Below are 19,535 nucleotides of genomic sequence, written 5' to 3'. Positions count from 1 at the left end.
TTTACTCGTCTCTTTATTAGTACGCTGGCAATATAAAATAGTTCCATGTTCTTATAAGAAAATCAGCAGCTGAACCACTTTTTTTCCACAAAAAAGAACAGGTAGCCGAGGCTGCCTGTTCTTATAGTTCTGTAAAGAAACTGTGGATCAATTCCGGCATAAAGTTAAGAACTTCTTCATCCGGCTCCAGCTTTGCGTGATGCAAGCCGTGGGGTGAGGAAACGCCTGCCCAGAACATCAGCCCGGGGATTTGCTCGGTAAAGTAGCCAAAATCTTCGCCTGTCATAGCTGCCTCACTGCGAATTGCTGTTATGCCTTCCGCTTTGCCAGCATATTGGAGGAACTTTTCCGCCAGCGCCTCATCATTAGTCACTTGCAAAAAACCTGAACCGTAATCGATGCTTACCCGGCAATTGTAAGCTGTCTCGACCGCCTGGCAGAAACCTTCAATCCGCTGCTTCATGTGAATCATGGACTCACTGTTTAAAGTACGGATTGTTCCTTCCAACCGCGCGTGCTCAGCGATAACGTTCTGAACCGTTCCGGCACTCATCTTACCGATTGTCAATACCGCGGAGTCCATCGGATTGACATTGCGGCTGACGATGGTCTGCAATTGCAGCAACAAAGAAGCAGCTGCAATTGCCATGTCTTCCGTTAGATGCGGAAAAGCCGCATGCCCGCCTTTACCGTGAAGATCAATAAACAGCTCCGACGTATTGGCGAACAACAACCCCGGCCGTGTGCCAACTGTACGGACCGGAAGCTCCGGCGCAATGTGCAGCGCACAAATCACGTCCGGCAGAAAGTCCGGTTTGTCATTTTTCAGCCATTCACGGAATGGCAATGCTCCTCCAGGCCCTTCTTCTGCAGGCTGGAACAAAATCACCGCATCGTCTTCTATTGGATGGTCAATGAGTTTTTGCAGCAGTCCAAGCGCAATCGCCATGTGAATATCATGTCCGCATGCGTGCATAAATCCTGGATGAACAGATTGAAATGGCAAGCCTGTTTCTTCAGTAATCGGCAAGGCATCAATGTCCGTTCGCCAGCCAATCCGCTTTGTTGGATTGGTGCCAGGCACTTTAACCGCAATCCCGGTCCGCCATTCCACCACTTCCAGCCGTTCTTGCGGCAACTGGGAAATCGTATTCAATAGATAGGCTTGTGTTTTAAGTTCCTGAAAACCAATTTCCGGAATTTGGTGCAGATCTCTTCTGATTTTCACTAAATCCATTGGATTCACTGATTAAAGCTGTCTAAGTTCTTGTTTGATTTCTGTTTTTGCACGTGTTTTTGCATCCATCAATTTCAATACGCGTGCCGGCGTGCCGCCTACAACTGAGTTTTCAGGAACATCTTCGATAACGATTGCTCCTGCTGCGACTACTGCACCTTTACCGACGCGAACACCTTCAAGAACCACAGCATTGGCACCTATCAAAACATCGTCTTCAATGATGACTGGAGTTGCAGAAGCTGGCTCGATAACGCCAGCCAGAACTGCGCCCGCTCCAATATGGCAGTTTTTGCCGACTGTTGCGCGGCCGCCCATGATGACGCCCATGTCGATCATTGTTCCATCACCGATGACTGAACCGATATTGATGACAGCGCCCATCATGATGATGCAATTATTGCCAATTTCCACGTTTTCGCGGATAAACGCACCGGGTTCGATACGGCTGTTGATGTTTTTCATGTCAAGCAATGGAATCGCTGAATTTCTGCGGTCATTTTCCACAACCGAATCTTCGATAACTGCCGCATTGGCTTCCAACGCCTTCTGAATATCTGTCCATTCGCCGAACACAGTGACTGAACTGCCTTCTCCGAATACTTTGGAGTCTGTGCCGTAATCCAAATCAGCAACTCCTTGGCCTTTTATGTACGCTTTTACGGGTGTCGCCTTTTTTGCGTTCTGTATGTACGAGATTATTTCGTTTGCATCCATCTGTTTCATCAATAAAAACCTCTTTCCATTAAGTGATGTTGTTATTATATCTGATTCAGCATAAAAATTCATCCGCTTCACCTTAATAAAGCGGCATGTTTTTCGACTATATCGACAAATGCCTCTACTTGACGCAGCTGAAAAGCGGATTCATAGCCGATGAGCCACGTATCCCGCGTCAATTCCAACTCCTCCTTATTATTCGTCAGTGGCATCATATGCACATCTTCCGTACCGGTCAATGTAATCGATGGCAGGATGGCGTAACCAATGCCGTTGACCGCCATCTGCTTGCAGGTTTCAATCTGATCCACGGTTATTTGCCTTTTCGGATTGGATGCAAAATGCTTTTGCCACCATTGCTGAATTTCCTCGTAATAGTTCGAGTCGCTTTTAAACTGGATAAACGGGCGTTCAGTCTGAAGAAGTTCCTCGAGCGAACGGATTTCCTTGTCGACCAAATACAAGGTATCTTTGAATAAATGCAGCTTCGGCCCTTTCCAATCCGTATGGCCGCGCACGATTCCGATATGCGCTTCGCCGTCATAAAGCGAACGGACAATTTCAGAGCTCCATCCAGTGATCAGCTGAATTTTTGCTTCCGGATAAAGTGTCACAAAATCCTTTAGTACTTTCGGCAGCCAGTTTTGGCCGATGATCGTCGCGCAGGCAATTTTCAGTGTGCCATGCACTTTGGAAGTCAACGTATGCAGCACTTCAAAAACCTCTTCTTTCCGCAGAATGGTTTCATTGGCATATTGAATAACCAATTCTCCGGCCGGTGTTGGCGAAAGCCCTTTTTGCGAGCGAATAAACAATTGCTGGCCCCAATCTTTCTCGATAGACTGCAGGCGCTGTGATAAAGCCGGCTGCGACAAAAATAGCCGCTCTGCCGCTTTTCTCATATTGCCTTCTTCGGCCAGCACTTTAATGATCAATTCTTCATTTGACATTGCTTTTCACTCCTTTTGGGCCGCGCAGCCCGAAGATCAGGATAAAACTGGCGAGTGCGAAAGATGCTGTGACCAGGTAGACATTATGAAGCGCGCCGGCCAACGCCAGCTGAAGAAACTCCAATGCCTCTGCTGATATGCCTGCACGGCTGTCGGCACTCAGCAAATCATTGATTGAGCTTAAAGAATAATTTTCACCATTTTCAGCAAAGGAGCGCAGCAAAGAACTGTTCAAGATGCTGCCAAGCAAAGCAACGCCAATCGTGCTGCCCAAATTTCGCATAAACATATTCGAAGCGGTAGCAGAACCGCGCTGTTCATAGGAAACGGCTGCCTGAATCGAAACAATAAACGCGGTGCTGGTCAAGCCCATTCCAAGACCCACAAAAAAGCTCGACATAGCTGCCCATAAAGGACCAAATCCAGGCTGCATAAAGATAAACAGCAAGGTTCCCGCGACGAGAAAAGCGCCGCCTGCTAATGACGTTCTGAAATAGCCAATTTTTAGCAGCAGCCGTCCGGAGAAAAAGGAAGCCAATGGCCAACCGATAGACATGGCCGTCAAGGTAAAGCCTGCAATGGCTGCTGGCTGCTCCATTACACCGGTCACATAAGTAGGCAAATAGCTGGAGATGCTGATCAAAATGACGCCGGTTGCCAAGGAAACCAGATTGGCATAGAGAATGGTTTTATTCCGCCAAATCTCAAAAGGCATCATTGGGTCGACCGCCTTCTGTTCCGCCCAAATGAACAACACAAAAAACAGTACGCTGGCTAACAGCAAAATCAGCGATTGCCTGGATAGCCAGTCAAACGACACGCCGCCTTCGACCAATAAATACAGCATGCTTGATAAGGCTGCTGTCAGCAACGCTGCCCCTTTGTAATCGATTGCCGGTTTTTTTGTATTCACCGGCTCTTTCAAATACAAAAGCACACCAAGCAGGGACAAAACGCCAAGAGGCAGGTTGATCCAAAATACATATTCCCAGCCAATAGTTGCAACGAGGATTCCGCCAATTGCAGGGCCGGTAACAGCTGAAATTCCCCAGACACTCGATAAATACCCTTGAACTTTCGCGCGTTCCTCACTCGAATAAATGTCACCGACAATTGTAGTTGCAATCGGCATGACTGCGCCGGCTCCCATTCCCTGAACAAACCGGTAAAAAATCAGTTCTTCCATTGAATCGGCAAAACCGCACAACAAGGAGCCGAACAAAAACAGCAGCATCCCTACTGCAAATATGCGCTTTCGGCCAAATATATCGGACAGCTTGCCGTATAGCAAGACCGTTACAGTGCTCATCAGCAAATAAGCCGAAAAAACCCAGCTATATTTCGAAAACCCGCCAAGTTCAGACGCTATGCTTGGCATGGCGGTCGATACGATGGTCGCTTCGACCGCACTGACGAACATTGCCAACATAACAGCTGCCAAAACAAGCGGCCTTTTTGTTTTATCCATTAACCAAACCTCTTTTCACCTGACAATAAAAGCGAAAACGCCTTTCAGGTACGACAGACATAGCCAGAACGGCTTATGCTCCTGTCATCTGGGCGCTGAAATCTAAAAATATATATAAAACAGCAATCATATGCTTTTTTAAGCATAAAAAAGGCCTCTGAGATGAGACCTTTTTTTATGTTGCCTGTTTATCTTTTCAATTGATAAATTTGTTTTTTCAGCTGTTTTAATACAACCCGCCGCGTCAAAATTCCCATAAACATTTCTTCGTCATCTATCACACAGAGAAAATTTTGGTTGATAACCATGTCCAATGCTTTTTGAAACCGTTCGTTAATGTGGATCAAAGGCAGATCTGTTTCCATGATATCTTCCACGCGGATATCAGAAAGCCGTTCGTATTCTATATGATCCATTCCGAGAATTGCATCAGTAATCCGTTGTGCATTGATCAAGCCGCGAAAGCGGTATTTCAAATCCAAAACCGGAATGGCTGAGTAGCCCGTCTTTGTCAATACGAGCAACGCATGTTCAGCACTGTTGCCCATTTGAACATGTGCAACTTTCTCGGAAGAAATGATATAGTCTTCGATTGGGGTATCCAGAAAATCTCTGCTTGGTAATGAAATCATGTACTCTACTCCTTTTGCATCGCCTATGTTAGATGCCATCCATTCAAACATCATCATAACACATCAACATTCCTGAAACTATTTAATTGGTGCAAAAAATACCTTAAAAAGGGAATTTGTTCAGCCATTGGCCGCCGTCCAAAGTGACGATTTCTCCGTTCATATAGGAAGCTTTTTCTGACATGATAAAGGCTGCAAGCTCCGCAACTTCCTCTGGTTTCCCAAGTCTGCCAAGGGGAATCGACTCTAAAGTCCGTTTCGCTGCTTTCTCCGATTCCCACAGCTTGTCTGCTCCGCCCGTCCGCTCGATGGGACCTGGGGCAATGCCATTGACCCGGATCCCAAACTGTGTGCCCCATTCAACCGCCAGCGTCCGTGTCAAGGACATAACGCCTGCTTTAGCTGCGGCTGAGTGTGCAACTCCAGCTCCCGCATTCCAGGCGTAGGTGGCAAGCATATTCAGGATCTTGCCTTTCGTACCGTTTTCAATCCAATAGTTGCCGACTGCATGAGAACAGAAAAAAGTACCATTCAAAACAATGTCAATTACTGACTTCCAGCCGTTGGGCGATAACTTTTCTGCGTGGACAATGAAATTTCCAGCGGCATTGTTGACCAATCCATCCACTCTCCCAAACTTTTCGTGAGCGAATTGCACCATGGCTTTGGCATGTTCAGGTTCCCGCACATCCATTTGAAACACTTCAACTGAACCCCGGCTTCCTGTAATCGCTTTCACAGCTTCGTTCAGCTTATCCATATCGCGTCCTGTAATAACGACATTCGCGCCTTCTGAAGCGAACTTCTTGGCCATATGCAACCCCATGCCGCTCGAGCCGCCTGTAACAATAATCGTTTGATCCGTAAACATTCAAACATCCCCTTAAGATTAGATTATGTACATAAAAAGAAAAAATTTTATATGCCGTCGGTTCACCGGACGACAACTTTTTATACATAGTTTCACTTTACTAAAATTAAATTCTACAGAGCAGTTGGATTCTCCTTTTTGTGCGTATGTCTCCTTCAGTATACAGTGGCTGGAAATTTTGATATGATGGATTCGAAACTACCTATTATTTTGGATGAAAGGAATGAGTTCATGACAGTTGCCAAGTCAGATTCAGATATCGCTCAAGCCATTTTTACGGTTAACCGGCACGCAAAAACTGCCCCCGACAATCATTATTTGTATGCGCTGAAAAAAGAAGCACTCAATCTTATGATTGAAAAAAAGCGCGCTACAAAAATCGGTTTGCACTTCAGTAAAAACCCTCAGAAAAGCCAACAACAATCTTCCGTCCTCGTAAAATGCGGCAATTACTATTTTCATATGCTCCCGAAAAAAGAAGATTTTTCTTCACTCGAGCATCTTGGCCACCTGGATGATACGTACCGCAATCCGCCAAGCCGAATGAACTTGAAAGTAGCAAAAGAAATTTTGCGGACTTTGACCGGATTGGAGCCGCAGAAAAAAGAAGCGGCTGTCTCCAACTTCACCAAGTCCTACCAGCCTCGGCAATTAGACCGATTTTATTCGCCAAAAAAATCTTATTTTGATTGATGCTGCCGATCAGCCGGAAACCTTTACGGGTTTCCGGTTTTTCTTATGCCTCGTATTGGCGGATCAAAGTTTGGGTTCCGTTATCTTCATACCCTTTAGCCGCCAACTCTTCGTACATGCTAAGCGACAACCGAAGGCCAGGCAAATTCAATCCCCAGTTTTCCGCTTCCTCGGCAGCAATCTTCATGTCTTTGATAAAATGCTTAATGTAAAAGCCTGGACGAAAATCTTCATTGATCATTTTTGGCGCCAAATTCGACAGGGACCATGACCCAGCTGCTCCAGAAGAAATAGACCGCAAGACGCGCTCTGGATCAAGACCTGCTTTTTTGGCATAGATCAAGGATTCGCAAACTCCCATCATATTATTCGCAATGTTAATTTGGTTGCACATTTTAGTATGCTGCCCAGAGCCTGCAGGACCCTGGAAGACAATGTTTTCTCCGAACAAGTTAAGCAAAGGAGAAACTTGTTTAAAGATATCTTTTTCACCGCCAACCATTATCGACAAAACAGCGTTTTTTGCGCCCACATCCCCGCCGGATACTGGAGCATCCAAAGCATGCAGGCCTTTTTCAGCAGCCGCTTCAAAAATTCGCTGCGCCAATTGCGGCTTGGAAGTTGTCATGTCGACCAGTACTGCACCTGCCTTCGCATGTTCCAGGATGCCTTTGTCACCAAAATAGATTTCTTCAACGTCTGAAGGATAGCCGACCATTGTGAAAATGACTTCACTGTTTTCAGCCACCTTCTGAGGTGATTCAACCAGCACTGCACCTGCTTCAACCAGGTTCTCCGCTTTTTTAGCCGTTCGTGTATAGATGGAAACTTCATGCTCATGGTCCAGCAAATGTTTGACCAAGCTGTTGCCCATAACTCCAGTACCAATAAATCCGAGCTTCATATGTATTTCCCCCTTTTGTATATATCTTCAGTTTAGCAAAAATCTTCAGGATATTCACTCTTGTAAAAAAATAACTATACATATCAAACTCATAAACTTTTATTGCTGACAACTTGCATTGCAGCAGCTATATTTGTTGAACTAATGATTTTCGCCTACTGATTTGCTCCGTATTTTTATAAATGCGGCAGGAAACTTAAACTTGCCTTCAATCTAATCCATCCCCTGGCGCAGATGCGGCCAGGGGCAATGTATGGAGCTCATATTATATTCAACCGTCTGCATTCTCTTCAACCTCAAAAAAACAAAAAAAAGAAGCCGACCCGTATAACGGACCGACCACAAAAGGGGGAAATGAGAATGTTGCTGTGTTCAAGTATATTATCCCCTTCCTTAAAGCTCTTTAAACATTTTCTTTTAAATATCTGTCTTTTATTTCAGCAATTTCACTAATAAACTGATTCGCCTGGGAGTCCGGCAGTTGTTTATCTCCATATCGGACTTGATCATAGGTTTTAAAGAAAGAATCGGTCACATCCCATTGCATTCGCACTATCCACTCCCGGACCGTTTCGTAATTTTTGCGGCCCATTTGTTGTTCTGTTGCCAAAAGTTCAAGACCGCGAAAAACCTCTCTTATTTGATGGAGATCCAGGTTTTGGCTGTAAGGCGAAGCTGGGTTCCGCAGAAATTGCAGCGCCGAGGGATGATCATGCCTTTTGATGATGACTTGGCTTTCTTGTACCTGTTCTTTAGAATCCGGCTTTATTTTTCGCAGCCACAGCACTAATGCAATCGCACATGCCAACACGACGAGGCCCAAGAAAATCTCAACCGGAAAATCTGATGGCAGGGCTTCGCTTGCTGCAGTATCGCCTTGGGCTGCTTCTCCATCCGGCCCGAGTTTATCCAACGTTTCCTGCATTTCTTCCTCAGTCGATAGACCCGACAAAAAGCTCGTCACCTGTTCAAGCAGCAGAGCGAGCGGCCAAAACAAAATCCTTATTGCTCCTCCGACAACCCAGCCTGCCAAACTCCGGACTTCGTCAGCAATAAAAAAAGTAATGGTTGCCGCTGCGGCCGAAAGAGTCGCGACAATGCCGAAAGCGCCAACAGCCAGGCTGAGCCGCGCACCATCTGCTTTGGAATAAAAATAACTATGCAACAGACTGCTCACTAAATAAAACAGGATTGCTGCAGGGGCAATGGTGAAAAGCAAACGGCTTGTCTGTTCTTCTGGATTCAATAGAAGAACTATCCAGCAGACACTGAACACGACCAAAAACTTCATTAAAAAATGATGGCCATGATTGAACTCGCCGGATAGAACCGAGTATCGGGCGTGGAGCAAATAAGTGGCCAGCATGCCTAAAATCAGCGCCAGCCACAATGAAACTCCTGCCGTCCACATGGCGGCAGCAATGGACATTCCAACTGCCCATATCAGTCGGTAAGGGGTTTTCGAGAAGAGAAAACAGGAAATGCATGACATCCCAAGAGCTGCCAAAATCCATGTCCAAACTGCCGGCAATGCCGTTTCTTGAGCAACAAATACCAAAATCAGGGAAATTATGAAAGCATCCAGCATAAAGTAAATGGCTGATATTAAGCGTGCTGTCATGCCGGATCACGTTCCTTTCTGCCTGGCAGGACAGTTAATGCTGTTTGGCTGCTCCATTTGTTGATAATGCGCATGGCTTCTTTCGTTTCGTCGGTCAACAGATAAGTCGTACACGGCAGTTCTGCATGTATGTCCAGATGGCCCAACATGGCGCGGTAAGAAAGCGTAGCGCTGTTTTTCGATATGATCGACAACAATTCCAGTGACTGTTGCCGGTGCCGCTGCCCTTGTCCTGGAGGCAAATACAAATAAGGCATCTTGCCCGCTGAGCGGATATTGACTGCCAGCGCATAAGAAACTCCTGCATTAAAGCAACTTTCGATATAAGAAGCCACTTCTTCAATCCGCTCTTCCAGGTCGTGGATAGTTCCATAATGAGCCGAGACATTCAGTGCAAAAAGCATCGATTCATTAGCTACCTGCGAAAATATTTTTGTCTGGTAGTTTTGCATCCTGACACTGGCTTTCCAATGAATTTGATTGAATTGATCTGTTGAAACATAATCGCGTGTGCCGATTGGCTGAAAAGCGTCGTTGAAAAGCGAATGCTGCAAATTGAATTGTCCTGGCTTATAACGGGATGGCGCATAGCGGAAAGGGTATTTCTGAAGTTTTGGAAATACCAGCTGCTCGTGCAGAATGACCGGCTTGTATTCCAGCGTAACGCTGCCTTCACCAAATGGATGCGGAATGAGCAACTCCATTTTTTTGATGCGCGACACGCCTCTTTTTTTGCCTGTCACAGGCACTTTTATTTCAATCGTCTGTTTGCTGTCTACGGTAAAAGGCAGATCAAGCTCCACTAAATCTCCATAACTTGCTCCCTGACCGTTTGTCGGTTCCACAGCATCGTAAAACCAAATTTTCAACTGCCCGCCCCAAATTGGCAGGCCCTCATTTTTAAAAACGAGATCCCAGGAAGATTCGCCTCCATAAAGTACACGCCTGCGTGTTCGATCATTTTGAAACACCAGATTTTTTCCGGCTCTATCCAAGTAAAGCTTTTGGAGCCCAACCACTGCGGCTGCAAAAATGATGACAGACGCAGCAGTAAACTGTAAAAAGGCCATAGCCATAAAGAACAAGACGCTTAAAAAGCCCAGCACCCATTTCGTATTTTTTGCTTCATCGTTATGGCGTATCCATGCCATCTAAAATGCCTCTACCGGTGAAGCTACTGAATTCAAAATTTCTTGTAAAACTGCCAAAGGCTCATGAACAAGCATGCCTTCAGCTGTCAGCATCAAGCGATGGACCGCGACAGGTTCAAGTATGTATTTCACATCGTCCGGTGTCACAAACTGACGCCCTTCCATAAAGGCCTGGCCTTGAGCTGCCTGAACAAGCGCCAGCGCTGCCCGGGAACTCAAGCCGAGTTCAATGGCCGGATGCTCACGGGTCGCGCGTACCAGCTCCAATATATACGTTTCAATATCTTCATGGACTGCCACTTCGCCAGCAGCTACACGCCACTTCCGTACGTCTTCAACTGACGCGGCCGGCAGAATTTCTTTTTTGTGGGAAAAGTTGCCGCGAAAATCCCGGATGATGGACAGTTCTTCTTGATATCCTGGGTAACCGATTTCCAGACGGAACAAAAAACGGTCCAACTGTGCAGCAGGAAGCGGAAATGTTCCCTGTTGCGATTCCACCGGATTTTGGGTAGCGATAACAATGAACGGATCCGGCAATTGAATGGTCTCACCGTCAATGGTTGCCTGCTTTTCTTCCATAGACTCTAAAAGACTTGACTGAGTCCGCGGTGTTGCCCGGTTGATTTCATCAGCCAGCAGCAAATTGGTTTGCACCGGTCCTGGGCGCAATTCAAACTCCTGGGTTTTCGGATTAAAAAAACGAATGCCTGTCACGTCTGACGGCAAAACATCCGGTGTAAATTGAATTCGCTGAAACCGGCCAGCAAACGATCCTGCAAATGCTTTGGCCATCCACGTCTTGCCTGAACCTGGTACACTTTCAAGCAGTACATGCCCCCCCTGAATCAACGCAATCAGCATAAAATCAATTTCTTTTTCTCTGCCAACCACCAATTTATTTAGCTGTGCTTTGGCCTGTGTTAACTTCTCCACAATGTCCCCTCCGCTTCTAAAATTATACTTCCTTATTTCGACGGCTCTACCGTATATGTATAGACTGTGGTTCCATGATGGTAAGCTGTACCTCTAAAGTGCTTGAAATCCTCTCGTGCGATCAGTACAGTGCGAAAATCTAGGAAATCCTCCTTCTCAATTGTGATAGATTCGATTTCCCCGTTTTTTAAACTTTCGAGTTGCTGGTTATAGTCAGTCATGAATTGTTCTCCTTTTGCCTTAGTTTTGATGGAGCCTTCTGTTATAATACTAGACGGATGATAATTCTCGGTTTCGGCTAGCATCATATAAAGCCACCTTTTAGACAGATATTAAAAATCTGTACTAAAAATTAGTATACAGCAAGAAAACAAGTCGAACATCTTTGCTCTTGCCGCTTCCCGTAATGTGGACATGGCTGCGATTTTTTAGGAGGATTTGCATGATTAACTTTTTAAAACAGCATTCTTTGATTTTGATGCTGCCCCTGGCTTTTTATTTGTACAATTTAGCTTTTGATAACACTGCTATCTTTTGGTATATGTACACATTTGCAATGCTGATCCTTATGTCACTCGCTATTATATTCGTCAAGATTTTTGATGAACTTGTCACGTGGAAGTCGCTGGTTTATGGCTTAGGCTACGGAACTCTCCTCTATGGCCTTATTGCTGTTGGATTCCAACTGCTTCTTTTGACTCCGTTCAACATATCAGGACCGGTCAATTCCTTCTTATCAGCATTTGCACCTGTTTCGATTTGGCATTATCTCCTCTTGATGTTTATCATCGTGCCGGGTGAAGAGATTTTCTGGAGGGGCCTGGTGCAACAGAAACTGAAAAAATACATCTCCACGCCGCTATCGGTTCTGGCCAGTGCCATTCTTTTCGGCTTTGCTTTGGCATTAAGTGGCTTTTGGCCCGGTGTGGCAGCAGGTATTGCAGCTGGGCTGATCCTGGGTCTGCTTTACGAATGGAAAAAGAGCCTGCCCGTCATCATCGTCGCCCATTTAGTCATGATTGTCCTGCTGTTCCTTATTCTGCCTTTGCCGGTCTAAAAATGAAACATTCCTCCTTTTCGGACGTCTACTAGACAAACCGATAGGAGGAATTTTTTTATGAAGAAGCATTTATTTTTATTATCATCCGTCCTGACGGTTGGCATTCTTCTGGCAGCTTGCGGATCGCCAGAAACTGCAGATGAGGAGCCAGGTACTGCGCCTGACGAAGCGACTGAAGAAGTGGTCGAAGAAGAAACCGATGACAGTGTGCCAGCGGAAGAAACGGAAGAAGAAACCGATGCCGGCGAAAATACAGAAACAGCTGAACCAGCCGGCACCCTGACACAAAGCGACGAGCAAACTTATGAGTTATACGTGCTCGACGGCTACGAACTGACAGCTGAAGAACCGAGAAAAGATGCGCTTTATGCAGCTGATAATTCTGCAGTCTTCATGCGCATCGAAACCTTTACTCCGGAAGAAACAGACTTTGCGGCGGCCGAAGAAAGCATGATACAGACTCTTCAAGCTGTTAATCCTGAGCAGGAGCCTGCTGAAGTTGCAGATTTTAATGGAGCGGATTTTGACCAGTCCACAGCTTATGAAGTGCCGAGCACTGAAGGCACCGTAACCGGCATTGTGTTTGAAAAAGAGGAACTTTTGGTGCGTCTGACGATTTTTGACGACAGCACAGTCAATGCCACTGACGACTTGATCGCCATGGGCAAAACAATAGAATCGCTGGAACAATAAAATAATATGCGGCTTTATATTTTAACCGCAAAAAGGCCATCCGACATGCGGATGGCCTTTTCTGTGATTAGTAGGATAAGTCTTTAATCGACAACCCCAGTTTCTTCATCAATTCAATGGCTTGCTCTTTTTCTTCGCTTGACAGCGCATCGGTCAATTCATGCAATTTCTTTTCGTGCTCCGGGAAAATCTGCGCCATGAACTCTTTGCCCTGATCTGATATTTCCGCATAAGTCACGCGCCGGTCGCTTGGGCAATTCACTCGGGTGATATAGCCTCTTTTTTCAAGCTTATCAATCACGTATGTGATGGAACCGCTTGCCAGCAGGATTTTTCCCCCAATTTTTTGAAGAGGCTGTTTTCCTTTATGGTACAGAAGCTCCAAGACAGCAAATTCCGTCGGATTGACTCCGCTTGCCTGAAAAAAATGATTGGTCTGTTCGGTGATTGCTTTATGTGCACGCGACAACACAATAAATAATTTCAATGATTGTTTAATTTCTTCGTTCATGCTATCCACTCTTTCCACTGTTTAAGCTACGTTACACTAATTATAGTCTTTTTTCCTTAAAATAACATCTTCCAGGACTCTTATGCATCTTTAACCGATGATTACACGTTCTTTTGGATAATGGAATTTTGTCGGATCTGTTTTGCCGCCGATTGTAAAGAGGAAGGAAATCAACCCGACCCGTCCGACAAACATCAATGCCATGATGATGAACTTACCTGGCTCCGACAGGTCGCTCGTGATGCCCAGAGACATTCCGCATGTTCCAAACGCTGAAGTGATTTCAAATAATATTTCCACAATCGTTGCCTGCGGTTCCGTGATGAGCAAAGTAATGGTGGCAACCAATACCATGAATACTGCCAAAAAAATAACGGCAAAAGAACGAAAAACATCAATCAATTCGATCTCACGCTTGAATATTTGAATGGTGTTTTTTCCTCGTGCAAAATTGATCAAAAAAAGGATTGCGATGGCAAACGTGGTGGTCCGAATACCTCCTCCTGCCGAACTTGGAGAAGCTCCAATAAACATTAAAGCGCTCATAAAAATATTGGTCGCCTCACTGAATTGCGTAATATCCACTGTAACAAGTCCACCCGAACGTGATGACACCGAATGAAAAATAGCCGCAAATGCAGCTTCATGCCAGCTCATTCCCCTAAATGCACGGAATGACTCTAGCAACAGAATACCAATCGCTCCGACTGCCAATAAAATAGCAAAGATGCTTGTCGTGATTTTCGTAAATAACGAAAAACGGAAATATTTTTGCTTATTGGACAAAAACTCTTTTACTTCAATTAGAACCGGGAAACCAATGGCTCCTAAAATGATAAGAATCATATTAATGATCTGAACGAAATAATCATTAAAATAAGGAATCAACGATTCACCTGTAATATCAAAGCCCCCGTTTGTCGTCGCTGTAATGGATCCGAAGACGCCATGAAGCAGAGCTTCCTGGAATGTCGGAAAATACTGTGTAAAATAAACCGTCAGGATAAGAGCCCCAACTGCTTCAATCAGCAGCAGAATTTTTACAATTTCAACAATCAGCTTTACAACACCGGACATGCTCGACTGATTATGGTCAACCATGATCAGTTGGCGCTCCCGCAAGCCGATGCGTTTGCCGACCAACAGCCAGAAAAACGTACCAATCGACATGATGCCGATTCCACCCAGCTGCAAAATAAACATCAACACGACAATTCCGAACGTGGTGTAGGTTTCTACTACGTTGATAACGGTAAGCCCTGTCACACTCACAGCGCTTACCGCAGTGAACAGGCTGTCAATCCAAGGAATGGCCATTCCTGGTTTGTGGACATTCGGCAATCTTAATAATAAGAAGGAAATTGCAATTGCTACAAAATAATACGAAACAATTGCCTGGGCAGGTGTAAGATTTCGTACTTTTTGAAAAGTTTTATTCATTAGACATTGATTCCCTTCAACATTATACTCTCTCCCCATTCTATGAAAAGAATAGACAAAAAGAAAGAGAAATCGAAAATCTATTTATGCAGAACCAAAAGATCAAGGTTTTTAAACAATTTAGCAAGAATACATTTTAAAAACCCTACCGCACCTGCGAGCAATCGAGTTGAATTAATAAGCGGCTGACAGAAAAAAAAGAAAAAAGAGCAGAAGAACTTCTCCTACTCTTTTTCTGTATTCTCTCGCGTAGCTTCTTTTTTAGGAGACTGTTCGTTTTTCTTTTTCTCTGTTTGCTTTTCTTTGCCAGGATTATCGGCAGCCGGTTCTTTTTTCTTTTCCTGTCCGGGTGGAGTGGGTGATTCTTTTTTCACTGCCGAACTATTGGCAGAAGCATCCTTTTTCTTTTGTTGGCCTGGGGCCTCACTGTTTCCCCGCTCCTCATCTGCTTTTTCAGGTTTTCCTTTTTCTTTGTTCTCAGAAGGCTGTTCTTCTGGCACTGAATTTTCTTTCTGTTGTTTCGCTGGAGGAGGATTCTTGGGTTTTTTTGAAGGTTCTTCCGCCTTGCCGTTTTGTCTTGGTGTTTTTTGCCGTTTCTCTATCTTCGGAGATGGTTTATCATTTTTCTTTTCAGCTGCTGGAGGATCGGCTTTTTTTTCTGCTGCAGGAGAAATTGATTTCGTTGGAACATCTGGCTTTTTTTCAGTTGTTTCTTTTTCGCTCTTAGTCTCTTTGGCCTCATTTTTTTCTTGATTGCGATTTCCCGCATTATTTTCGCTCGGTTTTTCCGGTTCACTTGCCGGTTCTGTTTCTTTCAGATCAGGCACGGTCTGTGTCTCCTTTGGCGGAACCTGTACTTCAGGTTCTTCCTTTACCTTCAGAGTTTCAACTTTTTCAATCATCTGGCCGACAGGCACGAGATCTTCTTTAGATTGGCGCCATTGCTCACGCGTTGCTTCTTTCATTTGAATCGTAACTTTGTCATTTTCCACAATTGAAGAAACTGCCATGACGACTTTTTTTATGGATTGATCCTGCTTGCTGCGATCTTCTTCAACTGAAGTAATGGTAATTTGCTCAGTCTGTTCGGTTACAGCTAACTCAAAAACCTTGTTCAATACGTCTTGGAGAGAAACGTTCTCCCATTCACCCAGCTCGTGGATCAACTCATGTCCATCAGTGTTCAGGTCGCGTATAGACACTACCTCGTAGCGGTCGTTGATGCCCAGTTCTATGCCCGGGTTGATTTCAACCTGCACATAGCTAAAGGCTTCTTTAACCGGAAACACCAGTACCGACATGAATAAAGCAATGGCAGCTATCGCTGCTGCTACAGGAGCCATGACGGGCTGAAAGCGAACTGCCCGTTTTCTTTCAACTGGATAAAAGGATGCTTCTTCTCCTATTGCAGGATTGCCGGTAGGTGTGCCTTTAACAAACCCCCCATTTCTAACTAGAAAAATTGAGCGGTCATCGTTCAGTTCAATGCATATTCCCGATTGTATCCGCATCAATTTAACCGCCCTTTCAAGTAATCTTTCAAAAAATGCAGATCGCTCATCTGCAGCAATGCCATTGCAATTATGTATTTTCGATTGCGCTCAATCGTTTTTCGGGAAACCTTAACCAGTTTTTCAATCTCTTTGATCGGCAGCTTCTTCTTGTCCATCAAGTAATGCTTGTATTCGTCCGTTTCAGCTACCAGCTGAGCGATTTGGATGGAGGTAATGCGCGCATCCTCATGCGCCGGAGACACCTTGGCCAGCACATGAAATGATAACCCGAACTCCTGAAGCATTGTTTCATACAAAGATATTTCCTCACGTCTTTTTTGGTCCTGCTCTTTGAGCGTATATGCATGAGTAGCTGCATGATCCGCAATGCCGTTATGAACTTCTGGTTCTGCTGACGGCATGAAATCGTGGCTGAATTCTTCCCGCCGGTTTTCTTTGCGTATAAAATCGATGACTCGCCTGCGGATGACCATATGGGCAAATGTCAGAAACGAGGCATTATTGGTTTCATCAAATTTTTCTATAGCTTCATTAAATGCCGACAATGCCACGCTGTATTCATCATCGTGATCATCGATAAATCGTTTGCATACTTGAGAAGCCGTTTTTTTCATAAAAGGTGAGTAAGAAAAAAGCAAATCGTGCAGCGCTTGTTCGTCGCCATCTTGTGCTTGCAATACCATTATTTCGGCATTGGATTTTTCAATACGTCCAAATCTTCCGCTTAATGAAGCTAAAAGCACACCATTCACCTCTTCTCAAAGTCACTGCCTACTTGATTGTAACTTTGAAGGATTCAATTGAAAAGAGGCAGGTATTTTTGTTCTTATCATTATTCGCTTATCAATTCTCTTTTTTGTCGGTAGTCGGCTATTTTCTCTTCAATATATTTCCTTTCTTAAATAAGCATAGAAAAAAGGTGCATTGAATGAGATCAATGCACCTTATTTTTTAACTCTATTTGCTAAAGATTTTTTTATTTTGCTTCATGTTCTTTAGCTTGATCTTTGTTTTGTTTAACTCCAAGAATTCCGCCAACAACTACAATTCCAAGCAGTACTGTCCAGAAGACAAGTGTCCACGGTGTAGAGTGCGGGAAATCATGTGGCAAGACGCCAACATTTTCGTGGGATAATGTCATCACCAATAATTTGACTCCTACCCAGCCCACGATAACGAATGCAGCAGTTTCAAGTTGCGGATATTTCTCAAGCAGCTGCACGAATTTATGTGCTGCAAAACGCATGATTATGACACCGATTAAACCACCGGCAAGCATGACCATAAACTGCCCTGAGTTAATGCCGCCAATGTCATCCATTCCAAACACATTTAAGTGCGGCAATGTAACAGCCAAAGCGACTGCCGCCAGCATCGAGTCGATGGCAAAAGCGATATCGGCCAACTCAACTTTTAATACGGTCATCCAAAAACTTGAACCTTTTTTCTCAGGTGCATCAACGCCCTCAAGAATTTCGTCCGTATCCCCTTTACGCTGATCATAAATGCTCTTGATCGAGATGAACAAGAGATAAGCCGCCCCAAGCGCCTGTATCTGCCAGATGTTAACAAGCAGTGTAATCATGAACAATGCTGCAAAACGGAAAACAAATGCCCCTACCAACCCATAAAATAATGCTTTTTTCTGTTGTTCTTTCGGCAAATGCTTAACCATTACTGCCATTACCACTGCATTATCTGCAGCCAGTAATCCTTCGAGTCCAACCAACACCAATAGGACCCATGCATACTCCAATATTATTGCTTCCATTCCATTCTCTCCTCCTAATTTTTACCCACAAAAAAGACCCTTGCCTAAAAAAAGGCAAAGGTCTCGCTAAGCAAATTAAATTTGCTATCACAACCGATGGCTACTAACCATGTCTTGACGACTGTGAAATAGGTTTCCCCATAGCTACTCCCCCTTGACTGAAAGTCAAAGTGTATTATTTTGTAATGTCAGTATAGCATCATTTTTATGGAAGTGGTAGTTTTAAATGATGGGAATTTGAAAATTTTTATCCTTTTTATGCAAGTTGTAAAACTGAACCATAGCCGGTATGGTTGCCAGAAAATCTGCGCAGCGTATACCACTACCTGCCAGCAGCCGTTCTGCATTTTGCGTGTCAAAATCTGCGGACCATGTCAGGTAATCCAATGTTTCCTTTTCGACCCCCAGCCCTTTTCTTACCGGTGCTATAGACAGCGATAATTTGGCCAGCCTATGGGGCAGGCGCCCTCTTGGATTTTTTCCAGTCATCGATTGGACCATGCTGCGATAAACTTCTTCTACTGGGTGGGAATTGGGATCCGTCAAATGGACAGTTTGCCCAGATGCCGCTCCCTGTTTACTGAGATAAATGGACGCCTCTAAAATATAATCTACCGGTACAACATTTATGTAGGATTTGGAATGCCCAACGAATGGAACAGCCGGCAGAAACTTCACCCGATCAATCAAATTCAAGAAAAAATAGGGGCCATCAAATTTGATGGTTTCCCCTGTGACCGAATGACCACGGACAATGCCGGGCCGAATGATTGTCACAGGTGCTGTCTTCTTCATTTCATTTACCAGCAGTTCCGCTTCAAATTTGGTTTCTTCATAGAAGTTTTTGAAGGCTTCCGGACGAACCAATTGATCTTCGTAAATAGTGCCTTCCCGATTGCCCGCTACGTAGGCTGTACTGAAGTATACATATCGCTCCAGTTTAGGAAGCTCGTTGATAAATTCATTAACCTTGCGTGTTCCTTCCACATTGACTTTCCATGCTATATCTCTGGGAACGGCCAAATCGTAAATAGCGGCAAGATGCCAGAAAATCAGCGGTTTGTCCCTCAGATATGCTTTGTCGCTTTCGGTCAATCCCAGCCCCTCTTTTGTAATATCTCCTTCTATCAGTTTGATGCTCCGGCAATTGGTTTCTTTTCGGATGCGCTCGGCTTCCTTTTCTGCTTTTTCCCGTTCAGACGATAAAATAATAGCCGAAATCGATTCGTTTTGCTCGGCATGCTTTTGGATCAATTGGCTGGCAATAAATCCTGGAAACCCTGTGAATACTATTTCTGTCATAGCTCCAGCCTCCTTTGCTCCCATCATACTAAATTTCCCAATAGATTGCAGCAAAAGAAAA

General features: G+C 44.6%; 20 protein-coding genes. 3 read left to right on the top strand and 17 right to left on the bottom strand.

Annotated elements, in window-relative coordinates; all coding sequences use genetic code 11:
* Positions 1 to 121: 121 nt before the first annotated feature.
* The 6 genes from QOZ98_RS09595 to fadH all read right to left on the bottom strand — a co-directional run bounded on the left by QOZ98_RS09595 (position 122) and on the right by fadH (position 5,878).
* Positions 122 to 1,237, bottom strand: coding sequence for an N-acetyldiaminopimelate deacetylase (locus QOZ98_RS09595; protein WP_308787242.1), 1,116 nt, complete (start codon positions 1,235 to 1,237; stop codon positions 122 to 124).
* Positions 1,238 to 1,249: 12 nt separating this feature from the next.
* Positions 1,250 to 1,963, bottom strand: a complete 714-nt coding sequence (gene dapD, locus QOZ98_RS09590) for a 2,3,4,5-tetrahydropyridine-2,6-dicarboxylate N-acetyltransferase (protein ID WP_142826175.1) — start codon at positions 1,961 to 1,963, stop codon at positions 1,250 to 1,252.
* Positions 1,964 to 2,031: 68 nt separating this feature from the next.
* Positions 2,032 to 2,907: a LysR family transcriptional regulator gene (locus QOZ98_RS09585; RefSeq protein ID WP_308787241.1), complete on the bottom strand. Its 876-nt coding sequence runs from the start codon at positions 2,905 to 2,907 to the stop codon at positions 2,032 to 2,034.
* Positions 2,897 to 4,375 (bottom strand): MDR family MFS transporter, encoded by a 1,479-nt coding sequence (locus tag QOZ98_RS09580; protein ID WP_308787240.1) that lies wholly within the window; start codon positions 4,373 to 4,375, stop codon positions 2,897 to 2,899. Before QOZ98_RS09580 ends, QOZ98_RS09585 begins: the two co-directional genes overlap by 11 nt.
* A gap of 188 nt (positions 4,376 to 4,563) precedes the next feature.
* A complete protein-coding gene (gene cbpB / locus QOZ98_RS09575; RefSeq protein ID WP_142826172.1) occupies positions 4,564 to 5,007 on the bottom strand; it encodes a cyclic-di-AMP-binding protein CbpB in 444 nt (147 codons plus the stop codon).
* A gap of 103 nt (positions 5,008 to 5,110) precedes the next feature.
* On the bottom strand, positions 5,111 to 5,878 hold the full coding sequence (gene fadH / locus QOZ98_RS09570; RefSeq protein WP_308787239.1) for a 2,4-dienoyl-CoA reductase: 768 nt from the start codon (positions 5,876 to 5,878) through the stop codon (positions 5,111 to 5,113).
* A 231-nt stretch (positions 5,879 to 6,109) separates the two neighbouring features.
* Between fadH and QOZ98_RS09565 the strand changes: the two genes are divergently transcribed.
* Positions 6,110 to 6,571 (top strand): YkyB family protein, encoded by a 462-nt coding sequence (locus QOZ98_RS09565; protein ID WP_308787280.1) that lies wholly within the window; start codon positions 6,110 to 6,112, stop codon positions 6,569 to 6,571.
* A 43-nt stretch (positions 6,572 to 6,614) separates the two neighbouring features.
* Here QOZ98_RS09565 and QOZ98_RS09560 read toward each other — a convergent pair whose 3' ends face one another.
* The 5 genes from QOZ98_RS09560 to QOZ98_RS09540 all read right to left on the bottom strand — a co-directional run bounded on the left by QOZ98_RS09560 (position 6,615) and on the right by QOZ98_RS09540 (position 11,404).
* Positions 6,615 to 7,475: an NAD(P)-dependent oxidoreductase gene (locus QOZ98_RS09560; RefSeq protein ID WP_308787238.1), complete on the bottom strand. Its 861-nt coding sequence runs from the start codon at positions 7,473 to 7,475 to the stop codon at positions 6,615 to 6,617.
* Between the two features lie 403 nt (positions 7,476 to 7,878).
* Positions 7,879 to 9,096, bottom strand: a complete 1,218-nt coding sequence (locus tag QOZ98_RS09555; protein ID WP_308787237.1) for a hypothetical protein — start codon at positions 9,094 to 9,096, stop codon at positions 7,879 to 7,881.
* Entirely contained in the window at positions 9,093 to 10,247 is a 1,155-nt protein-coding gene (locus QOZ98_RS09550) for a DUF58 domain-containing protein (RefSeq protein ID WP_308787236.1), read from the bottom strand. Before QOZ98_RS09550 ends, QOZ98_RS09555 begins: the two co-directional genes overlap by 4 nt.
* A complete protein-coding gene (locus QOZ98_RS09545) occupies positions 10,248 to 11,183 on the bottom strand; it encodes an AAA family ATPase (protein ID WP_308787235.1) in 936 nt (311 codons plus the stop codon).
* A 32-nt stretch (positions 11,184 to 11,215) separates the two neighbouring features.
* Positions 11,216 to 11,404 (bottom strand): hypothetical protein, encoded by a 189-nt coding sequence (locus QOZ98_RS09540; RefSeq protein ID WP_308787234.1) that lies wholly within the window; start codon positions 11,402 to 11,404, stop codon positions 11,216 to 11,218.
* 221 nt (positions 11,405 to 11,625) lie between these two features.
* Here QOZ98_RS09540 and QOZ98_RS09535 point away from each other — a divergent pair, with 221 nt between their 5' ends.
* Together QOZ98_RS09535 and QOZ98_RS09530 are read left to right on the top strand one after the other, a co-directional pair.
* Positions 11,626 to 12,240: a CPBP family intramembrane glutamic endopeptidase gene (locus tag QOZ98_RS09535; RefSeq protein ID WP_308787233.1), complete on the top strand. Its 615-nt coding sequence runs from the start codon at positions 11,626 to 11,628 to the stop codon at positions 12,238 to 12,240.
* Positions 12,241 to 12,300: 60 nt separating this feature from the next.
* Complete coding sequence (locus tag QOZ98_RS09530) at positions 12,301 to 12,936, top strand: hypothetical protein (protein ID WP_308787232.1); 636 nt, start codon at positions 12,301 to 12,303, stop codon at positions 12,934 to 12,936.
* A 67-nt stretch (positions 12,937 to 13,003) separates the two neighbouring features.
* Here the strand turns inward: QOZ98_RS09530 and QOZ98_RS09525 are convergent, their stop codons facing one another.
* From QOZ98_RS09525 to QOZ98_RS09500, 6 genes are all read right to left on the bottom strand, one after another.
* Complete coding sequence (locus QOZ98_RS09525; RefSeq protein ID WP_308787231.1) at positions 13,004 to 13,447, bottom strand: MarR family winged helix-turn-helix transcriptional regulator; 444 nt, start codon at positions 13,445 to 13,447, stop codon at positions 13,004 to 13,006.
* 90 nt (positions 13,448 to 13,537) lie between these two features.
* Positions 13,538 to 14,887, bottom strand: a complete 1,350-nt coding sequence (locus QOZ98_RS09520) for a TrkH family potassium uptake protein (RefSeq protein WP_308787230.1) — start codon at positions 14,885 to 14,887, stop codon at positions 13,538 to 13,540.
* Positions 14,888 to 15,111: 224 nt separating this feature from the next.
* Positions 15,112 to 16,398, bottom strand: a complete 1,287-nt coding sequence (locus tag QOZ98_RS09515; protein ID WP_308787229.1) for an anti-sigma-I factor RsgI family protein — start codon at positions 16,396 to 16,398, stop codon at positions 15,112 to 15,114.
* Positions 16,398 to 17,144, bottom strand: coding sequence for an RNA polymerase sigma-I factor (gene sigI / locus QOZ98_RS09510; protein WP_308787228.1), 747 nt, complete (start codon positions 17,142 to 17,144; stop codon positions 16,398 to 16,400). Before sigI ends, QOZ98_RS09515 begins: the two co-directional genes overlap by 1 nt.
* 233 nt (positions 17,145 to 17,377) lie before the next feature.
* Entirely contained in the window at positions 17,378 to 18,172 is a 795-nt protein-coding gene (locus tag QOZ98_RS09505) for a TerC family protein (RefSeq protein ID WP_308787227.1), read from the bottom strand.
* Positions 18,173 to 18,394: 222 nt separating this feature from the next.
* Positions 18,395 to 19,474 carry an SDR family oxidoreductase gene (locus QOZ98_RS09500; RefSeq protein ID WP_308787226.1) on the bottom strand — a complete coding sequence of 360 codons (1,080 nt, stop codon included), beginning with the start codon at positions 19,472 to 19,474 and terminating at the stop codon, positions 18,395 to 18,397.
* Positions 19,475 to 19,535 lie beyond the last annotated feature (61 nt).

Source organism: Planomicrobium stackebrandtii (assembly GCF_030814955.1).
Lineage (GTDB): Bacteria > Bacillota > Bacilli > Bacillales_A > Planococcaceae > Planococcus > Planococcus stackebrandtii.
The sequence above is the reverse complement of the archived record's forward strand: the minus strand, read 5'-3'. Positions and strand labels throughout refer to the sequence as shown.